The organism is Streptomyces sp. H27-C3 (assembly GCF_030063415.1).
Classification (GTDB): Bacteria; Actinomycetota; Actinomycetes; order Streptomycetales; family Streptomycetaceae; genus Streptomyces.
This window is the reverse complement of the sequence record NZ_JASITA010000069.1, coordinates 1-19,146: the sequence shown is the minus strand read 5'-3', so window position 1 is coordinate 19,146 and position 19,146 is coordinate 1. Positions and strand designations below refer to the sequence as shown.

Genomic DNA, 19,146 nt, shown 5'->3' with positions numbered 1-19,146 from the left:
GTCCGCGGCGACGGTCGGCCCGGACATCCACATCAAGGTCGGCCGCACCCTCTACTCGGTGCCGTGGAAACTGATCGGCAAGCGGGTCGATGTCCGCTCCACCCAAGCCTTCGTGCAGGTCTTTGACGACGGTGAACTGGTCAAGACTCATGCGGCACTTGAGCAGGGCAAACGTACTCACAACAGCGACTACCCGCCGGAGAAGATCGCCTTCCACATGCGGACTCCGCAATGGTGCCGCACCCAGTCCGGCCAGGTCGGCGCCGCCTGCCGCGAGGTCATCGACCAGCTGCTGGAAGTGAACGCCCTTTACCGGCTCCGCGCCGCCCAGGGAGTTCTCGGTCTCCGCAAGAAGTACGGCGAGACGCGGCTGGAGGCCGCGTGCTCCAAGGCGACGGCGGTCGGCGACCCGTCCTATCGCACGATCAAGGGCATCCTCGTCGCCGGCACCGAGACCGATCCCGCCCCGGAAACCTCCGGCGACGGCGGCGCCGCCGCGTTCCTGCACGGCCCCACAAGGCTCTTCTCGACCGCGATGACCCCCGGCATGACGAACGACGACCGTGATGACCCCCGTCACGAAGAAGGAGTGGCGTGATGAGCATCATGGACACCGCCCTGCGCGACGCGCTTCGCGCGCTGAAGCTCTCCGGCATGCTGGAGACCCTCGACGCCCGCCTGGCCCAGGCCCACGGCGGCGAACTCGGCCACCTGGAATTCCTCCAGACGCTCTGCCAGGATGAGATCACCCGCCGCGAGACCGTCGCCTTCCAACGCCGCATCGCCCGGGCGAAGTTCGAGCATCAGGTCACCCTGGAGGAGTTCGACTTCTCCGCCTCACCGAAGCTGCCCGCGGCCCACATCCGCGACCTCGCGGCCCTGCGCTGGCTGCACACCGGAGAGTCCGTAATTTTGTTCGGGCCGGTCGGCGTCGGCAAGACACACGTCGCCCAGGCGCTCGGCCACCTCGCGATCCGCCAAGGTGCGAACGTCCGCTTCGCCAAGACCAGCCGGATCCTCGCGGACCTGGCCGGCGGCCACGCTGACCGCACCTGGGACAAGAGGATCCGCGAGCTGGTACGTCCCGACGTCCTCATCCTCGACGACTTCGCCATGCGCCAACTCACCGCGGCCCAGGCCGACGACCTCTACGAACTCGTCTCCGAGCGGCAAGGACGCTCGCTGATCCTGACGAGCAACCGGGCGCCGAGCGATTGGTATCCGCTCTTCCCCAACCCCGTGGTCGCCGAGTCGCTCCTGGACCGGCTGATCAACACCAGCCACCAAGTCATCATGAACGGCCCCAGCTACCGGCCCAACAAGCGCCCCCGAGGAGCCGCGGGGAAGACAGACACCCCCTCGATCAAGTAGACATGGACGAGGTCAGGACCTGGGGAATTACGTGACGCCAGGCCCGGGGAATTACGTGATCGTTCACATCCCCCTCCTGCAATCACTACAGGAGGATCAATCGATACCGGTACCGCACTATTCCGGCCGGAGGAAAGCTGGAGACCGTACCGACTCGAGGACGAAGGAGTGGTCGGGCGGCACGCAGCGTTCAGGGGACGGCTCGCCGGTGTTGGGGTTGATCCATCACGGTAGTAGGGCCGACAGCAGAGGCGCGGTTGCAATGAAGTCTTCAGTCTGGTTCTTATGGAGTCATGCCCGCGCCCCTTCGCAGGATCGCGCCGAGCCGCCTGGCGGCCCGGCGCGAAGAGTTGGGGCTGACACGAGCGGAGCTGGCAGCTCGGGCTGGGGTGTCGGAAAGGATGATCTTCTTCTACGAGGAGGGCCGGCACTCGCCCACTCCGGCCCGGTTGGACCAGCTGGCCAAGGCTTTGGGGTGCGACTCTGGAGCGCTCACCGGAGCTCCGCGCGGTGCGGAAACGCTGATCGATCTTCGTTATGCCGCTGGACTGCCCGTCGACCGAGTCGCTGAACTGCTGCGAGCATCGTCCGCCGGACGTGAGTTGTGCGTGTCCGCAGCCAAGGTGGCAGCTCTGGAGAGCGGTCGCCAGGTGCGTGGCCGGGGGTGGAATGACACCCAGACGACCGGCAGGTTACTCGCTCCTCTTGCGAAGATCTACGGCGTGCCCGTGCGCATGGTCCTGGACGCCTGGATGCGTACACGTACAGGTGAGCCGGCGCCGCAGATCCCAGGCAAGCGGCAGCAGGACCCCTCGCAGGCCGCACTGAAGACCTGGGAGTTGTTGAACGAACGGCAACGCATCTACCTGGGAGAAATCATGCGGGATGACCGTATGACGGCGACCGAGATGTGGATGCGACGGGTGCAGCGTCTGCCAGTGCCCCGAGCGGCCGAGTGGCGCAAGTTGCCGTTGACCCTCAAGGCCGCACCGTCACTGGTGGGCTATACACGCCTGCAGGAACGCCTTCGGCGTGGCGGAGTGCACGATCCTGGCGCTGGTCAGACCGTGCATGCACTTGAGCGGCGGGGGCTGCTGATCATTACGGAGGACGCCGTCGAGCATCCCGGCGTTGGTTATGTGGACCGGGTGTTGGTGGAGATTACCCGCCGGGGCCGAGCAGCTGCCCGCGCCGGGCTGGGCGAGCCTCGTGAACCCGACCACGCAGTGCATCTGCTGTCGGAGTGGCTGTGGGGCGTATTGGCACGGGTTGCGGCGGCGGAGCCGACCGGGTTGGAGGACGACCGGTTGGCGGGCCGGTCCCTCTTCTTCATCGGCGTGGGCTACAAGGGGAAAGCGGGCGGTCAGCCGAGCCGGGGCTTCGTTGAATCCGTTCCGGTGATGGCGGCAGGGGGCACGCACGTTGCCGAGTACCGATGGCGATTGACCAGGCTCGGTAAGCGGCATATCGCGGAGTATCTCGATCTCTATCGGGAGCTCTATCCGCAGGTCGATACCACAGGGCTCGGCCTTTTTTCCGGTCGACTCACTCTAGGAGCTGGTATTCCCTCGATCTCGGGGTGATTGTCAGTGCTGCGGTCTACGCTGCGGATTTGTGACGAGCCCTACGCGCGACGATGCTCAGACACTTGACGAAGCCAGGGTCCGCTACCTGGTCACCCGGGCCGCCCTGCGGGCGGCGAAGGCCATGACGTCGCCCGGCTTGAAGCCGGAGCAGCGTCTGGCGACCCTGATGGAGTGCCACGGCACGATGCTGGCGGCTCGCGGGCCAAGCAGCCCGCTGCCATTCGCCGAGTTCCGGAAGGCACTCAGAGGGGATCTGGCCGGGCTGCTGCCGGACGGCGTGAGCGCCTTGGACCTGGGCGGGTTGCTGGTTATCGACCGGGACGGGCAGGTGACCGAGGATGCCTTCGACCTCGATCTGGAGCAGCGAATTCTGCTGCATACCCTGCGGAAGCTTGAACAGGACGCGGGCACGATCAGCGACCGGGAGCTCCAGTCAGAGATCGAGCAGGAGACGGCATACGCGCTTCTGCGAAAGCAGGGTACGCAGCACGCCTACGAGGCAGGCCGGTCCGACCTCATCCGGCATCCGGCGGGTCCGGTCGACCAACTGCGGAAGCTGAAATTGCCGATGGGGGTCGTCGACTTCTACGAGGAGATCCCCTACGGGTCCGTCCACCACGGCTGGTGGTTTCCCTGCCCGGTCTGCCGCTGGCCGATGCGCCTCACGCTCCGCAAGAACGCCGGCAACATCGTGGGGTCGGCTCGCTGCTGGCACGCCCCCCACGCGGACATGGGTGCCGCGTACCTGTTCCGTCCAATGTCGGACGAGAACGCGCCGGAGTTGCTGCCAGAGCCGTCGCCGGCGCGCCCGAGCGGGAGGGAGGCAGTGCTGTATCCGGACACCGAGACCCCGCCCGAGGCGCTGCCTGCGGAGGGCCACAAGGCGCTCGCCCGCGGCATCTGGAGATACACCACCGTGCCGGGGCTTCCGGAGCTGGCCCTGTTCGACCGGTTGAAGGAGCGCGGGCTGAAGGTGGACCTGTGGCCGGGGCTGGACGCCTACGACCTGCTGGTGGAGGTTGCGCCGAAGCGACGCAAAAAGGTGTCGTTCAAGGTCGACGTCAAGGACTACACGTCGGTCACGACGCTCGCGAAGCTCATCCACGCACAAGAGGGCGACAAAGGCGGAGCCGAGTGGCTGGTCGTGCCGGACTACCGGGCCCGCCAGGTCCCGCTCCTCTCTGGGGTGTGCGAGAGGTACGGGATGAGGGCGGTCACCGCCTCCGAGTTCGGTGAACTGGTCTGCAAGGAGGCAGGGGTGAGCTGGACATGAGCGAGGCGTCGGTCAAGGAGACTGCGGTACTGGCGGCGCTGGCACTGGCGGCCCACTACTTCCCCGAAACGGTGGACGGGGACGAACGCGGCGCTGCCCCGTTTGAGCAGGCGGCGTTCCTGGTCTCCGGCAAGTACCAGGCGTGGGAACGATGGGACAGCCTCACCCATGAGGAGAAGCAGCGGATCACGGCGGTATACGCCATCGCCCCCACCGAGATCTCGGGTCTCCGGGCCTTCTCGATCACAGCCCGGACCCTGCTCGCGCCCCTGTATGGAGACGACCCCGACGGCCCGGGGACAATGCTTCCCTTTGAGCTCGTCGGTGACAACCCGTTCACCGCCGTTGCCGCCTTTCCACGGGTAGGCGGCGACCTGCCGGGATACGTCGACCGTCTCACCGCCCGCTTCCGCCGGCCCAGCGGCCATCCCAAGCCTGCGGACTTCGCCGGTCCGGGGATATGGGCCACGCAGGAGATGTTTGTGAACGGGGAGGGACAGATCCAGGGGCGGCTCACCATCCCCACCTACCCCCAGTTCACCGCCCGGCTCGGCCACGATCAGCTCCCACACGTCTCCTCTGTCCCCTACCTGCCTGACGTCCGTATCCCCACGCCCGAACTCCTTGGGCTGGCCCGGCATATCGACCTGCGCTACACGCCGGAGAAGCGCTATCTGCACCAGATCCTGCAGCAGCTCTTCGAGGTGCTGCAGACCACCGACAGCCTGTCCCCCCGCGAGGCGCTGACGATGACCGCCGGTCGGACAGAGATCTTCAACGCCCCGACCGGCACCGGCAAGAGCGTCCTGGTGCGGGTTATGGCCGCGTGGTTCGCAGCGAACCAGCGACGCGTCGCCATCGTGCTGCCCGACATCAAAGCGTGCCTGGCAGCGACGTGGAATGTGCGTGGGGACCTCGACCACCTGCACAAAACTGGGGTCATTGAACACGAGGCAGGTTGCGCCCACCTGATGTCCTCGTCCGGGATGCACGACCGCGCCCTCAAGCACGCCTCCCTCATCAACGAAGATCCCGACCTCCCCGGTGAATGGGGTGAGCGAGGCGAGCGCGATCTTGACCAACTGGCCTACGGATGCGCACAGAAGACCTTCCTGGAGGCCACGGGCGACTACCCACCCGGGCGCGAACCGTGCCTGAACCTGCGCCGTCAGGGGGTGGGCTCCGCAGCCTGCCCCTGGATCCCGACGTGCGGGAAGTTCACCCCCGTCTACGACGCCTGCGCCGCGAACGTCGTCATCATGAACCACTACGCCTTTATGCAGGGCAACCTGCGTATCGGCGTGAACCTGGACGGCCGGGCCGTCCGGAGCATGACGGCGGCCGAATTCGCGCTTCGGACCTGCCACGCCGTGTTCGTCGACGAAGTGGACCAGTTCCAGTCCCGGGCCATCGATAACTGCGCCGGCGAGGTGGTTCTGCACTCTCGGCGGCACTGGTCCGCAGCGCCGCAGGAGATGGACACCGACGCGAAGCGGCTGCACATCGACGACGAGCACAACCTACTGCCCGCCGTCAGCCACGTGCGGCTGATGGCGGAGTTCCTCCTCCTGAGCATCTGCAAGAACTCCCTCAGCCTGCACGCCACGGAGGACGAGCGAGCCCAGGCCCGCATTCCGGACCAGACCAGTACCCGCTGGCACTTGGCCCGTGGGCGGGACCGCGCATTGATCCGCCTGCTCTGGCCCGAGACGGAGATCGCGGAAGAGGCGGGCATTCCACCGGACTTCTTCCAACGGCTCAATGCCCTCATGCCGGCCCGATATCGGGGCCTCGATCCGCTCGCCTCCCAACCGAGTCTGCTCGAACCCGACTGGGACGACGTGCGGCGTGCCCTTGGTGCCCTCGTGGCGCCACGAGGCGAGCACCTGCTCGACATGGTGAAGCTGGAGCTGCACACGCTTCTCGAGGATTCCATCAAGGACGTTCAACGGCGCGCCAAGGCCATCAACCTCCTGGTGACACGCACTGCCATGACCGAGTTGGATGAAGCCCTGTCCGAACTACAGGACAAGGCCCAGGACTACCGCTCCTCCGGCCTGCGGTCGGCGCAGAAGATCGTGGAGCTCCTGCGGGCCACGGCAGTCTCCTCGGTGATTCCGCTGGGCATGCTCGGCCGTTCCATCACCGGCTACCGCATCACTGGGCTTGACGACAAGGAGAAGAACGCCAGCCTTGTCGCCCAGACCATCACCGGTGACCCGCACACCTACACCGCCGAGCTCGGCGGTGTCGTCTCGCTCCTCCTGGCCGCTGTGGAGCGGCCGGTGATGGGCTTGTCGGCCACCGCATACTTCCCCCAAGCCGTGCGCGAACACGTCCACGCCCCCGTCCGATGGTGGATGACCGACGCGCAGGCCAAGTCCATCCGAGCCAGGAAGCACCGTATCGAGTACGGAGAGGGCCACCCCCTGTTCGGGGAGCCCATCAAGGTGTCAGGCACCCACCCCAGCCGTAAAAAGGACGCCCTGATCGAACTGGGCAGCAACCTGTACGACCAGAAGATCCACCGCGAACTCGAACGAACAGCGGCCCAGGACCCCGACCGCGCCCACGTGCTCGTGGTGGCCAACTCATACCAGCAGTGCGCCTGGCTGGCGCGCGGCATCGCTCAAGCCGGCAACTACGGAGGCGGATTGTGCGTCGCGGTGCGGGCGGAGGACCGCCACCGCGCCGACCCCGACCTGCCCAAGGAGAACGTCGCAGTACGCCTCACCGCCGAGGAGTTCGAGGACTTCCCCAAGCACGGCAAGATCCTGGTCGTGCCCCTGTCACTGATTGCCAGAGGGCTCAACATCGTCGTCGGCATCCGCTCCGCCGTCCGCTCCGTCTACCTCTGCGTACGCCCCCTGGCGCTCCTCAGCGAGCCCGCCGAGATGTACGCCAGCATCAACGCCGCCGGTCTGCGGGCCCTGCCGACCGGCGGTAGCTCGAACCCGTCAAAGGCGCTGGCCGTCGGTCGTGACGCTGCCTGGGAACGCCTGTCCCTTCTCCTGCGGACGGCACCGCAGTTCACGGCCATGCACAAGTCCCTCCAGGAGGAAGTCGTCGCCGGCATGATCGTCGATCTCATCCAGCTGGCCGGCCGGGCTCGCCGCGGAGGCACCGAAGCGGTCCTCCACATGGTCGACTACGCCTTCCACGAGGACACCTGGAACGCCGACCTGGAAACAGTCCTGCGCCGCATCCACTCCCAGTGGACGCCCCAGGTGCGTCAACGGATGAACGAGCTGTACGGAGAGGCGCTCAACGCGTTCCTGTCCTACGCCGGCATCGAACCCCACGAGCCCGGCTTCCCGGGCGCCTGAAGAGAAGAGGACGCGTGACCCAGCAGGACCGCGAGCCCGGGAATTACCTGAATACCCTCGCCTACCGCTGCACCCCGAAGCTCGTCGGCGACGCCTCGGTGTACGTCCGGCACTTCGACAGCGAGACCGAGAAGCTGTGGAGCGACTTCAGCAGGCAATGCGCACGCCGCTACGGCGACGACGCGGCGCAGGCCCCGTACTCCATCGCGACCACCGTGCTCAGCACCCTGAGCGGCGGCTACGTCTACTTCGACCCCGACTTCCGTGGGCCGTTCCTCGCCTCGCGCGAACCGCTCGATAGCGAGCTGCTCTGTCAGGTGTTCACCCTCACCCATGCGCTGGCGCTCGGGGAGAAGATCGACACCATCGACCTCGACATGGCTCCTGAGCTCGCCAAACGGATCGCCGCGTCACCAGAACACCGATACGCGCTTGCCGATCACCTCAAGCCGGTCGACGGCACGCAGCCCAATGCCCCCGGATGGGTCTACCGGACCGTCGCCTGGGACCTCTCTCGCCGCATGGCCGCCAAGCCCTGGGCGATCTCCGACGGAAGGGAGATCGCCCTGCGCCCCGACACCACCGGCGGTCTGGTTGCCCTGGAAGAGCCCTGGCAGAACGAGCAGGGCGGTCGGTACGCACTCTCCCGCACCGCGCTGCGGCTCAAGACCCTTCCGAACATCGCCAGTCCGGTGCTCCTGGTGTCGTCGAGGGTGACCCGCATCTCCTCCTCGCTGATCTTCTCGAAGACGGCCCTGGCTGTGCAGCCCGGCCCTGGGCGCCCGCTCCTCGAAGTTTCGCTCAACGGCCGCGGCGCCGCCCGCACCGTGAACCGGCTTGCCCTGGAGGCGCTGGGACGTCTGGAGATGGACTACTCGATCCTGAGGACGATCGACCAGCGATCCCGCAGGGAACAGGAGCTCCTCAAGGCGGCCCGCGAGGAGAAAAAGCCGGCGGTCTTCCCCCGCGGACACCCCGGCCAGGTGTGGCCGGTGCTCCCCAAGAGCTATTCCTTCCCCATCGGCACCGGCACCGGGATGCAGCACCTGCGCCTTCTCTACAGCCACGTCGCCGAGGCGTTCGGCGACGTGGCCGTGCCTCTGACGATGCGGGAGGCGCCCATGACGCTTCCCCACCGGCCGACCGACCCCGAGCGGGTCACCAAGAAGGAGCTCGAACGCCGCAAGGAGGAACGAGAGAAGAGCGAGAGCAAGGAGCCGCTCCGGGCGCGAGGCAGCGCCGTGCCCACGCCGGAGTCCGTTTTCTCCGCCGTCGAAGCTGCCGGTTTCAAGAAGCTGCACATCGCCTGCCTGTGGTACCGCGATGAGACCCGGCTACGGATGCTCGACACCCTCTGCAAGACCTACGGCATCGACCCCACGGGGCTCGACCCGCACGACGGCCAGGAGTTCAGCCTTCAAGGCGACCAGATCACCGCAGTGTTCCATCTGGCCACCGACTTCCTCAAGCCCGGTGGACCGGACGGCAGGCGAGAAGCCCTGGCACAGACCGGCGCTTCGCTGGTCTCCCGGGACGGAATACTCGTCGGCGCCTGGTGCGAGACGGAGAAGCCCGAGGCCGTTGACGAGCAGAACGGCACGGACGCCGACAGCCGCGACGGCAAGCTCCTGACACGATCGCTCCTTGCCGGCCTCGGCGTTCCCACTCAGTACATCCTGGGCAAGAACGACAAGGGCATCGTCATGCCGAAGGCGAAGGACCACCCCGCCGAAATGGCCCTCCTCGACCTTTACCGCTCGCTCGGGGTCATCGACGACCGCATCGCCACCGCGCTGGAACCCGAAACCTCCGACTACCCCGTTCACCGAGTCGCCCAAGTTGGTGTCCATGTACGGCAGCAGAACCGGCGGAAGGGGGAGAACGGGCCCCCCAAGGTCGTGATCACCGCATCAGTACTTATCCCGCCAGCCCATGTCGGCGGAGCATGGAGCATGCTCGGTTGGAGCTCCACCCGACCTCAGTGGCAGCCCTACCGCAGCGCCCAGCCCGCCTTCCACGCCACGGCCTACCCCCAGGAGAACGGGGACAAGAAGACTCACCGGCAGCGCTGGGACGACGCAGCCGAGGCGGTCGAATTGGCCCTCGGAGACCTCGCCGAGGAGCTGGACGACGTCCCCTACACCGTCACCGTGGACGGGCTGGCCTGCCGCCGCATGTGGGAGGGGCTGCAGAACATGAACCAGGGAGCCTCCAGGCATCCGCGCTTCAGCCGCTACTGGCTCCCAGGCAGCTCACTGAGCAGTGACGAGAGGCCGCGTGCTGTGATCCGCATCAACATCGCGGACGAGGAGGTCCCGCCGCCTGTCAGCACGACACGTGTGCTGAAGGGTCAGGATGGTGCCACGACAGATGGCGAAACAACTCGAATGCTGTATCAAGTGGATGTGGACTTCGGCGCACCCGTCTGGATCTTGTGCAACGTGCCGCGCGCGTACGACGGCGACGGCGCTGGCCGACTTGGCTCGAAGTACACGCGATGGGACGCCAAACGGTCCGTCCACTCGGAGAAGAAGGAGGAGCGTCGCAAGGGCGAGATGCCCCAGAACTGGTACTCCATGACCGCGACCGAGATCTACCCGCTGGCCTGCGCCGAAGGTGTCTCGGCGGAAGCCCTTGCCGTGGCTACCGCAAAACTCTGCCACCAGACCCTCTTCTGGTCCGACCGGGCCCGCTTCCCCGTGCCCCTGCACGCTGCCAGGCAGATGGACCTCGACCACCCGCAGTACCGGCGCACCGCTCCTCCCGAGGAGAAGCCCGCCGCCGAGCCGGGGTCCGACGGCGAGGCATCCGAGCAGTAGCGGACGGGAAACAGCGGTCCGTGGAGCTGCCGCTCCTGCGTGTTCCGGCGCCGCACGCCAAAGCGCGCTTGAGGCATTTCACCAACTGGCGCGTGGCGTGAGCGCGGGGGCCTGCGCTGGCCGAGGCGCGCCTTGCCCCACCACTCGGGTTCGAGCTCCTGATCAGTTCAGAGCGCCATGCTCTCCAAGGCGGTGCGGAGAGGCGCATCCGTGGAGGTGGCCGCTGCGGTCATTCTTCGAAGATCCTCGGGTCGTAGGTAGCGGTAGCTCTGCGGCGGATGGAAGGCTCCGGCAGCACGCAGTGCGGTCAGCGGCACTGGGGTGCCGAAGGTGATGGGCGCTTCCAATGTCAGTCCACTGGCCTGCACGGCGCCGTCCATGTAGGTGTCGTACTCACGTCGGCTGATGCCGGCCCGGTTCCGGCTGGCCGACCAGACCTCGGTTGGGGTAGCGACATGCACGGAGGCGATGCGTGCCATGCCCACGATGGCCTTCGTAGGGGCGGTGGCATACAGGAGCACGGCCGTGCCTGGAGGGGCCGCGACGCGTTGTCTGCGTACCTCCACCGTCTTGTCGCCGGCGAGGATCGCCGTCGCGAAACGGGGGTGGACGGACAGCAGCATGGCGCGTTCCGGTTCGTTCACGTCTTTCGGTGCCCTTCTTCGTACACGGCCTGGAACAGCTCGCTGCTGATCTTCGACAGTGACATCAGCGACAACGGCTGTCCCAGATCACCTGCCAACGCTTCGAGGCGTCCGAGTGTCACGGCTGCGGGGAAGAGCTCCGTGTCCGAGAACCGCAGAGCCATCGCCGCACCGTGCCCCCTGGCCACAGCGCGCACCTCGGCCCGACCGTATACGCCCAGGTGTTCGAACTGGGAGTGCAGTGCGTCCGGTGTGTCGATCAACACCTCGTCCAGCCGTGAGCAACCGATCGCCATCTTGCCCTGGGGACCGCTTGAATCCTGACTGACGTACCAGAGGAGACGTGCGGGGACGCTCTCTCCACGTCGGCCTGGCGACCGGTAGTAGACGTGCTCACGGCTGATTCCGAGCTCACCACGAGGGGCGAGCGGTGCGGGGACGTTGAAGAGTTCGGCGGACCAGCGGGGTTTGATGGGGACGATGAAGCACGGAATGCGAGAGTCGATGATCTTTGCCGGCCACCACGCCCGTTCGACGGCGCTGGCAATCTCAGTCTGAAGATCCGCGCCAAAAGCCGCAGAGGGTACCTTCAGGCGGTTGGTGATCCGGTTCGCTGTGGCGGACACGTCGCGCGCTGATCCGCAGACATCGACCAAGAGCGCTGTGAGACCGTTGTCCTGAGAGAAGAATCCGTCGAGCCCAGCGGCTTCGGCCGCCGTCGGCGACGGGAAGGGGTCCGTGATCCGGACGGTCTCGACCTCGCACTCCCGTCCGAGGTTTTTGAGCAGGAACAGCAGCTGCCGGGCCAGGGTCTGCTCCAACGGGTGTTCAGCAGTACGCAGCATCGCAACGGTCAGCGTGCGACCGTCATGAGCCCATACGTACAGAGCGACGGGACGTCCCTCTCCATCGCGCAAGAGCTCCCGCCTCCACGCCACCGAGTCGTCCTGCTCGAAGGCCCTGAGCCGATCTTCGAAGGCAGACCCCTTCTCGCCTTCGCTCTGATCGAAGAACGCTGTCAACTCGCCCTCTGCGTCAGGTGCGACCTGTCCCGTGGTGAAAGCTGTCCCCAGGAGGTCGGCGGGTCGGTAGACCTGGGCTTGACGGAGTTCGTCCACATGCAGCGCAACCACGGCCGGCCGGACCACCTTCACGCGGCCGATCTCGCGGGCTACGTCCGCCAGCGCGAGGAGGTCCGGGTTGCATGTGGCCAGCACGTGGAGCCCGGCACAAGATGCCTCTGCCACGTACTGCAGCAAGGGCCCGGTGTGTGGCTGCATGCTCAGCTCGGCGCTCTGGGCGCGAACACTGTCCATGAGCTCCCGATGCCGTTCGGCCACAGCCTCCGAGTCAGGTGCGAACTTCCGCATCCGCGCGACTTCGGACCGCTGATGATTCCGCACCGTGTCTTCGCCGACATTGCGGATGTCAAGCATCAGCTGCGGTGTGTAGGCAAGCTCGGTTTCGTCCTCGAGCCAGGCCGCCTTGAAGACGCGTGGCTCGCGGTTCTCAGCATCCGGGCTTCGATCCGCGATCCCTTCCAGGACGCTGTGATCCACGCCAACGACCAGAAGCGCGTCGCTCTGCATGTCCGTGAAGAGGTCCGGGTGACCGAAATCGAGCCACCAGGTGTCCAAGGTCTCCCGGTCGTGTCCTCTGCCGACGGACTCTCCCGGCGGTACGAAGCCCAAGCTGGCCCACATGCCGCTGAGGTCATAGTTGCGTCGGCACTTCGCCCTGATGCCCAGCCGGTTGCCGTGCCGCGCCCGTATCGCATCGATCAGCTGGCGGGCTGTGCCTTCGCCGCGGCGGTTACCCGCTACGCAGAGATGCGTCAGCCGTACGTAGTGTTTGCGTTTGGGCAGGCCGAAGAGGGCGTAACCGACGACCTCATCAGCATCCATTGCGACGAGTAGACCGCCGACTTCGGCACTCTGCAGGTACGCCTGCGGCGTGAGCAGGCCGAGCGTCTTGGTGTGGAGGTTCCCCAGGGCCACCGCCGCGTCGAGCAGCCTGCCCCCTGACTCCGGCACCGTCACCACAGTGATCGACATGAGTTCCCCCTTCGCGGACGCCGGCCTGTAGGACGGCGCCTTATCGCTCCCACCCCTCATGATGGCCGCGCCGTGCCACGCCCGGTCGCCCTTTTGATCAATTGCGTAGCGGAGAGCTCGGCTCGATGGCGTTACCTCTCGCCGCTGGAGGGCGCCCGGCTCGCACGGTGATAGAGGCAGCCCGGACGCGAAGTGAAGAACTTCGGTCATCGGCCCGAGGGTCTCGCGGGTGATCAGGAATACTAGGTTCTTCGGACTCTCCGCGATCTTGAGCGTAAGCCAGCGGAACAGGGGCCGGACCGGAAGCATGGTGTTGATGGAGGAGTCTGCTCGGATGGCGACCGTCACGGAGTTTCCACAGGGGGCCCCGACAGGGGCTGAGCACACTTGGCCTCTACCGCCGGTGCCCGAGCCGGGCCAGGTGGTTAATGTTCGGGGCTCGACCTGGGCGGTCGCTGACGTCCGCCAGCAGGGCCTTCCCCGAAGCCCCGCCGACGAAAGCACCGCCGGCCTCGCCCATGTGGTGACCATGCAGTCGCTGGAGGAGGACCGGCTGGGCCAGGAGCTCGCCGTGGTCTGGGAGCTTGAAGTCGGCCACACCGTAGCCCCCGCCCAGGGACTCCCGGAGGCCATCCGGCCGGACGGGTTCGACGACCCGAACGTCCTGGCCGCGTTCGTGGACGCCGTGCGCTGGGGTGCGGTGACCTCGGCGGACGCCAACTCTTACCAGGCCCCCTTCCGTAGTGGCGCGAACGTTGAGGCGTACCAGCTGGAGCCGCTGCGCCGAGCGCTGCAGTCCTCTCGCACGAACCTGCTGCTCGCCGACGACGTCGGCCTGGGCAAGACCATCGAGGCGGGGCTGGTCGTTCAGGAACTCCTGCTGCGCCACCGAGCCCGTTCGGTTGTCATCGTCTGCCCTCCGAGCCTGTCGCTGAAGTGGCAGGACGAGATGCGCGAAAAGTTCGGCCTGGATTTCGTGATCGTCAACAGCGAGCTGATGGCCAAGGTTCGCCGCACCCACGGTCTGAACGCGAACCCGTTCCGCCTCTTCCCTCGCGTAATCGTCAGCATGGCCTGGTTGCCCTCAATCCGCGCTCAACGACTGCTGCGCGACGTGATGGCCGACGTACGAGGCACCTCCACGGCCCGGCGGTACGCCTTCGACGTTCTGGTCGTCGATGAAGCTCACCACGTCGCCCCCGCGAGCCCCACCTCGGCACCGGGCCAGCGCGGGTACGCCGTCGACAGCAACCGCACCACAGCCACCAAGGCGCTCGCGGAGGTCTGCGAGCACCGCCTGTTCCTCAGCGCTACCCCGCACAACGGCTACTCCGAGTCGTTCACCGCCCTCCTCGAAATGATCGACGGCCGCCGGTTCAAGCGCGGCGCGGACATCGACGAACGCGCGCTGGGCGAGGTGGCGGTGCGCCGGCTCAAGCGAGACTTGCCGGAGAAGGGCTTCAAGATCCGGCAGATCAAGACGCTCGACTTCACCCCGGACGACGAGGAGCAGCGCCAGTTCGCCCGCTTGGAGCGGCTGCTTGCCGACAGTGCGCGGTCGAACGGGAAGAACCGGTCCGGTGACATCGTCTCGATGCTCCTGAAGAAGCGCTTCCTGTCCAGCCCATGGGCCTTCGCCCGCACCCTGGAGCTGTATGAGGAGGCTGACGATGACCGTCAGCTCCTGATCGACGACGAGGCGGAGTACTACACGGAGGTCCTGGGCAGCGCGCAGTCGGACGAGGAGGAGGGGGAAGCCGATCAGCCCGAGTTCACCGCGTTGCGACAGAGCAAGGGATCAGACGCTCTGGTGGCCGCGACCAGCGACGAGATCACCTCGCTCATCGAGTGGGGGCGGCGCTACGAACACAAGCCGGACTCCCGCCTGGAAGCCCTGCTGAGCTATCTCAGCGCGGTCTGCCGCCCAGACGGTCGCCTCTGGACCAACAACCGGGTCGTGGTGTTCACCGAGTACGCCGCCACCCTGGACTGGATCGCGGGGGTACTCCAGCAGCGCGGCTACAAGGACGTCCTGGAGACCATCCAGGGCTCGACCCCCGCCGAAAAGCGCGAAGAGATCAGGGCCCGCTTCACCGAGGACCCCACCAAGCACAAGGTGCGGGTACTCCTCGCGACCGACTCGGCCGGCGAGGGCATCGATCTGCAGACCCACTGCTACCGGCTGGTCAACTTCGACATTCCCTTCAACCCCTCCCGCCTGGAGCAACGGATCGGTCGAATCGACCGCTACGGCCAGACGGAGATCCCAGAGATCTATCACTTCAAGCCGGCGGAGACGTCCACCACCTACGCGGCAGACCTGGGCTTCCTGGGCAAGATCGCCAAGAAGGTCAGTACCGCGGCAGGCGACCTCGGCTCGATCAACCCGGTTATCGACGCCGACGTCCAGGAGCACTTCAGCCCGGTCAAGACGGGACGTGTCCCGCGGCTGACCGCGCCCGACACCGGCAGCGCGGTCATCAACCGGGCTCTGGCCGGCGGCGTCGAGCTGAATCGGCAACTCACTGACCTGACGCGGAACTACCAGGACACCAAGACTGGCATGCACCTCACACCGGGCAACGCCCGCCGGGTCGTGGACACCGCCTTGGAATTGACCGCCCAGCCCCCGCTGGAGGAGATCGGCGACGACCGTACAGAGGCGCAGGTCTTCGAAATCCCGACGCTAGGGCAGTCCTGGCAGCGATCGCTCCGCGGCCTGGACACCCGCCTTGAGCCCGGAGTGCTCCGCCCTATCACCTTCGACGACAAGGCCGCCCAGAACCGCACCGACCTCGTTCACATCCACCTCGGCCACGCCCTCATGCAACGCTCCACCCGCACCCTGCGCAGCGCGCTGTTCAGCATCGACTCTCCGGTCAACCGGGTCACTGCGGTCGTCGCGACTGAACTGCCGCAGTCGTGCGTCGCCGCCGTCTCGCGACTTGTCCTCGTTGGTCGCGGCGGACTGCGCCTGCACGAGGAGGTATTCCTCACCGGTGTCCGGCTACGTGGCCAGGCGCTTGCCGAGTCCAAGGCCGAGCTGGTCCTGGACGAAGCGCTCGACGCCGAAAACCTTGTTCTCGCCGACGAGGACGTACGGACCCGGCTCGCCGAACTGTGGAACGCCGACGATGCCCGACTGCGAACCCGACTGCTCACCGCGATGACTCGCAAGAGCGAGAGCCGCCGCGAGAAGGTCACCGAGGCGCTCCAAAAGCGCCGCGACTCCGACATCGCCCGTGCTCACGAGATCTTCGCCGCTTTCCGCATCAACCTGAATGAGTCCCGTCACCGCTTGGAGCGTGAGATCCAAGCGGAGGACGAGCTGCTCTTCAGTGACGACCAGCAGAGGCAGCGCCGCCGGGACCTTCGAGCTATGGAGGAGCGGGTGGAGAGTCTTGATGAGGAAGAAGAACGCGAGGTTGCTGCTATCCGCGAGCGGTACAGCGACATCAAGCCCTACGTGTCGGCTGCTGCCGTGGTGTTCGCGCTGACCCCCGAGGACGCCGAGAACGGAATGGTCCAGGCATGAGCCGCAAGTACGCCCCTCCGACCGTCGCGGACATGCACCGCTCCTGGCTCGAACTCGTCGATACGGACGGGCCGTTTCTTGCAGTCCCTGCCCTCAAGCGTGCTTGGTCGACTGGCATTCATCAGCCCGACGCGCGCGCCCTCGCCGTACTCAAGGACGCCAAGCCTGCCTTTGAGAAGGCGTGGGAGAACTGGGACAAGGAGGGCGACGAGGCAGCCCTCGACCTCTACCGCGAAGCCCGCGACACCTGGGTGGACACCACCCTGCGCCACGTGTTGCGCTGGGGCACCACCTACTCCGCAACCTCCGTGGGCGAGGTCCGCTCTCCGAACCACGCTGTCACTGTCCACGCCCACGGCGCACTGGTGCACGGCGAGACAACCGGCGCACTTGTCCTGGTCGTCGACCCGACCGACTCCCTGCGCGACCCGCTCGCCGACGGATGGGCGGCCAGCCCTGTCGACCGGATGGAAGAACTCCTCCGGGCAACCAGCGTCCCCGTCGGCGTGGTCACCGACGGACGTTGGTGGGCCATCGTCAGCGCCCGCGAGCAGACTATGGTCGCCTCCGGAATCTTCGACGCCCAGACCTGGATCGAAGAGCCCCAGACCCGTAATGCCTTCATCGAACTCCTCCAGCGCCGACGCCTCGTCGGCGGCAAGCCAGAGGACCGCCTCACGGCCCTGTTCGGCGAGTCCGTAGCGGCCTCCGAGGAGATCACCGAGGCACTCGGCACCCAGGTGCGCCGAGCAGTCGAACTGATCGTCCAGGCACTTTCCGACGGTGCACTGGACGCAGGTCGACGTGGCGACCCCGACCCGTTGCCCGCCCGTCGCGCAGACGTCTACGAAGCGGCCGTCACGGTGATGATGCGCGTCGTCTTCCTCCTCTTCGCCGAGGAACGTGGCTTGCTCCCGCAGAGCCAGCTCTTCGCTATGGGCTACGGCGTAAGCGACGAACTCGACCTGCTCGACGCCCGAGAGCACGAGGAAGGCGACCAGGCACTCGATGCCACCTACCTCACCTGGCACCGCCTCCTGGCCACCTCCCAGGCTCTCTATCGCGGCGCGTCCTTCGAGGATCTGCGCCTCCCGGAGTACGGCGGCTCTCTCTTTGACCCCGCCCGTTATCCCTTCCTCACCGCCTGCACGGCCCAGGGCACCCTGGCCATCACGGTCAGCGACCGGGTCATGCTCGAAGTCCTGCGTGCCGTCCAGTACGCCCGCCTTAAGGGCGAACCCGCGCGCCGCATCTCCTTCCGCGACATCGACGTCGAGCAGATCGGCTACATCTACGAGGGCCTGCTCGGTTACTCCTGCGAGGACGTTGACCAGGTTTTCGTCGGTCTGATCGGCGCCGCCGGCGCGGAACCTGAAATCCCTCTGGCAGTGATCGAATCCCTCGCGGAGACCAAGCAGACCGACGACGCCCTGACCACCGCGATCCTCGCCTGGATCAAGGGGAATCAGCCGGCGGCCAAACCGCCGTCCAAGACCGCACTCGCCAAGGCCCTCGGCGCGGCCGACACCATCGAGGATGCCGAGCAGGCACTGCGCGCCGTAGCCTCCGACGACGCCGAACTCCGCGACCGGCTGCGTCCTTTCCTCGGTGTCATCCGCCGCGATCTGCGCAATCGGCCTCTGGTTGTAAAGCCCGGAGGGGTACTCGTCGTTGAGACCCCCTCGCGCGCCTCGGCCGGTGCCCACTACACGCCGCGCAAGCTCGCCGAGGACGTTGTCCTCCACGCGCTGGAACCGCTGGTCTACTCTCCCGGCCCGCACCAGACCGCCGACCAGGACGCTTGGCGACCAATTTCTCCCGAGCAGATCCTCGACCTTAAGATCGCCGACATCGCCTGCGGCTCTGGCGCCTTCCTCGTCGCCGCCGCCCGCTACCTTGCAGACCGGCTTGTCGAGGCGTGGCACCGCGAGGGCGCCGCGACCGGCTCACCCCACGACCTGCGGATCCGGGCCATAAGGATGGTCGTCGCCAGCTGCCTCTACGGCGCGGACATCAACGGAATGGCCGTAGAGATGTGCAAACTGTCGCTCTGGTTGGTCTCGCTCGACCCCCGACTGCCGTTCTCCTTTGTCGACGACAAGGTCCTCCACGGCAACGCGCTACTCGGCCTCACCGACGTTCGCCAGCTCCGCTACCTCCACATCGACCCCAACGCTGCCAACAAGCAGACGACGGTGTATGACCTGGACGTGGACGGCATCCTCGCGCAGGCGGCCCGACTGCGCCGCCAGCTCGCCAGTGAGGTCAACGACAGTGACCCCCAGCGCTCGGCCGCCGCGAAGCGGCGGCAGTGGCGGGAGTACCAGAGGCTGACTGAGCAGCTTGCCGATGTCGCCGACGGTGTGATTGCGGCGGGGCTGCGGCTCGGCGGGAAGCCGGGCAAGGCGCTGAGCCTCGATCCACCGTGTGAATTCTGATCGGGTTTCCGGCTGGGCTTCTCGTGATCTTTCCGGGTGCGGGCAGCACGTTGTGCCGGGTGGCCGTCCGGGGCGGGGTCTCCGAGGTCTTCCAGGTCGT

General features: G+C 66.7%; 10 protein-coding genes. 8 read left to right on the top strand and 2 right to left on the bottom strand.

Annotation, left to right across the window (positions count from 1 at the left end):
- From QMK30_RS36540 to QMK30_RS36515, 6 genes are all read left to right on the top strand, one after another.
- Positions 1-598 (top strand): Mu transposase domain-containing protein (locus QMK30_RS36540; RefSeq protein ID WP_502963297.1); only part of this gene is annotated, 598 nt, incomplete at its 5' end.
- Positions 598-1,371 (top strand): IS21-like element helper ATPase IstB, encoded by a 774-nt coding sequence (gene istB, locus QMK30_RS36535; RefSeq protein WP_283522662.1) that lies wholly within the window; start codon positions 598-600, stop codon positions 1,369-1,371. The genes QMK30_RS36540 and istB, both read left to right, overlap by 1 nt.
- A gap of 293 nt (positions 1,372-1,664) precedes the next feature.
- Complete coding sequence (locus tag QMK30_RS36530; RefSeq protein WP_283522660.1) at positions 1,665-2,954, top strand: helix-turn-helix domain-containing protein; 1,290 nt, start codon at positions 1,665-1,667, stop codon at positions 2,952-2,954.
- A 31-nt stretch (positions 2,955-2,985) separates the two neighbouring features.
- Positions 2,986-4,230: a restriction endonuclease-related protein gene (locus QMK30_RS36525; protein ID WP_283522659.1), complete on the top strand. Its 1,245-nt coding sequence runs from the start codon at positions 2,986-2,988 to the stop codon at positions 4,228-4,230.
- Positions 4,227-7,556, top strand: a complete 3,330-nt coding sequence (locus QMK30_RS36520; protein ID WP_283522658.1) for a hypothetical protein — start codon at positions 4,227-4,229, stop codon at positions 7,554-7,556. The genes QMK30_RS36525 and QMK30_RS36520 overlap by 4 nt, the downstream gene beginning before the upstream one ends.
- A gap of 14 nt (positions 7,557-7,570) precedes the next feature.
- Complete coding sequence (locus QMK30_RS36515; RefSeq protein ID WP_283522657.1) at positions 7,571-10,375, top strand: RNaseH domain-containing protein; 2,805 nt, start codon at positions 7,571-7,573, stop codon at positions 10,373-10,375.
- 167 nt (positions 10,376-10,542) lie between these two features.
- On the opposite strand, the gene QMK30_RS36510 is transcribed toward QMK30_RS36515, so the two are convergent.
- Together QMK30_RS36510 and QMK30_RS36505 are read right to left on the bottom strand one after the other, a co-directional pair.
- Positions 10,543-11,019, bottom strand: coding sequence for an ASCH domain-containing protein (locus QMK30_RS36510; RefSeq protein WP_283522656.1), 477 nt, complete (start codon positions 11,017-11,019; stop codon positions 10,543-10,545).
- On the bottom strand, positions 11,016-13,421 hold the full coding sequence (locus QMK30_RS36505) for a GNAT family N-acetyltransferase (protein WP_283522655.1): 2,406 nt from the start codon (positions 13,419-13,421) through the stop codon (positions 11,016-11,018). The genes QMK30_RS36510 and QMK30_RS36505 overlap by 4 nt, the downstream gene beginning before the upstream one ends.
- Here QMK30_RS36505 and drmD point away from each other — a divergent pair.
- Positions 13,381-16,608 carry a DISARM system SNF2-like helicase DrmD gene (gene drmD / locus QMK30_RS36500; protein ID WP_349362158.1) on the top strand — a complete coding sequence of 1,076 codons (3,228 nt, stop codon included), beginning with the start codon at positions 13,381-13,383 and terminating at the stop codon, positions 16,606-16,608. The two genes, QMK30_RS36505 and drmD, sit on opposite strands and share 41 nt — an antisense overlap.
- Complete coding sequence (locus tag QMK30_RS36495; protein WP_283522653.1) at positions 16,605-19,046, top strand: DNA methyltransferase; 2,442 nt, start codon at positions 16,605-16,607, stop codon at positions 19,044-19,046. The genes drmD and QMK30_RS36495 overlap by 4 nt, the downstream gene beginning before the upstream one ends.
- The last annotated feature ends 100 nt before the right edge of the window (positions 19,047-19,146 follow it).

What these genes read in the sequence shown, in the direction of transcription:
- istB (WP_283522662.1), top strand. Translation starts at nt 598, where the DNA reads ATGAGCATCATGGACACCGCCCTGCGCGACGCGCTTCGCGCGCTGAAG.
- QMK30_RS36530 (WP_283522660.1), top strand. Translation starts at nt 1,665, where the DNA reads ATGCCCGCGCCCCTTCGCAGGATCGCGCCGAGCCGCCTGGCGGCCCGG.
- QMK30_RS36520 (WP_283522658.1), top strand. Translation starts at nt 4,227, where the DNA reads ATGAGCGAGGCGTCGGTCAAGGAGACTGCGGTACTGGCGGCGCTGGCA.
- drmD (WP_349362158.1), top strand. Translation starts at nt 13,381, where the DNA reads ATGGTGTTGATGGAGGAGTCTGCTCGGATGGCGACCGTCACGGAGTTT.
- QMK30_RS36495 (WP_283522653.1), top strand. Translation starts at nt 16,605, where the DNA reads ATGAGCCGCAAGTACGCCCCTCCGACCGTCGCGGACATGCACCGCTCC.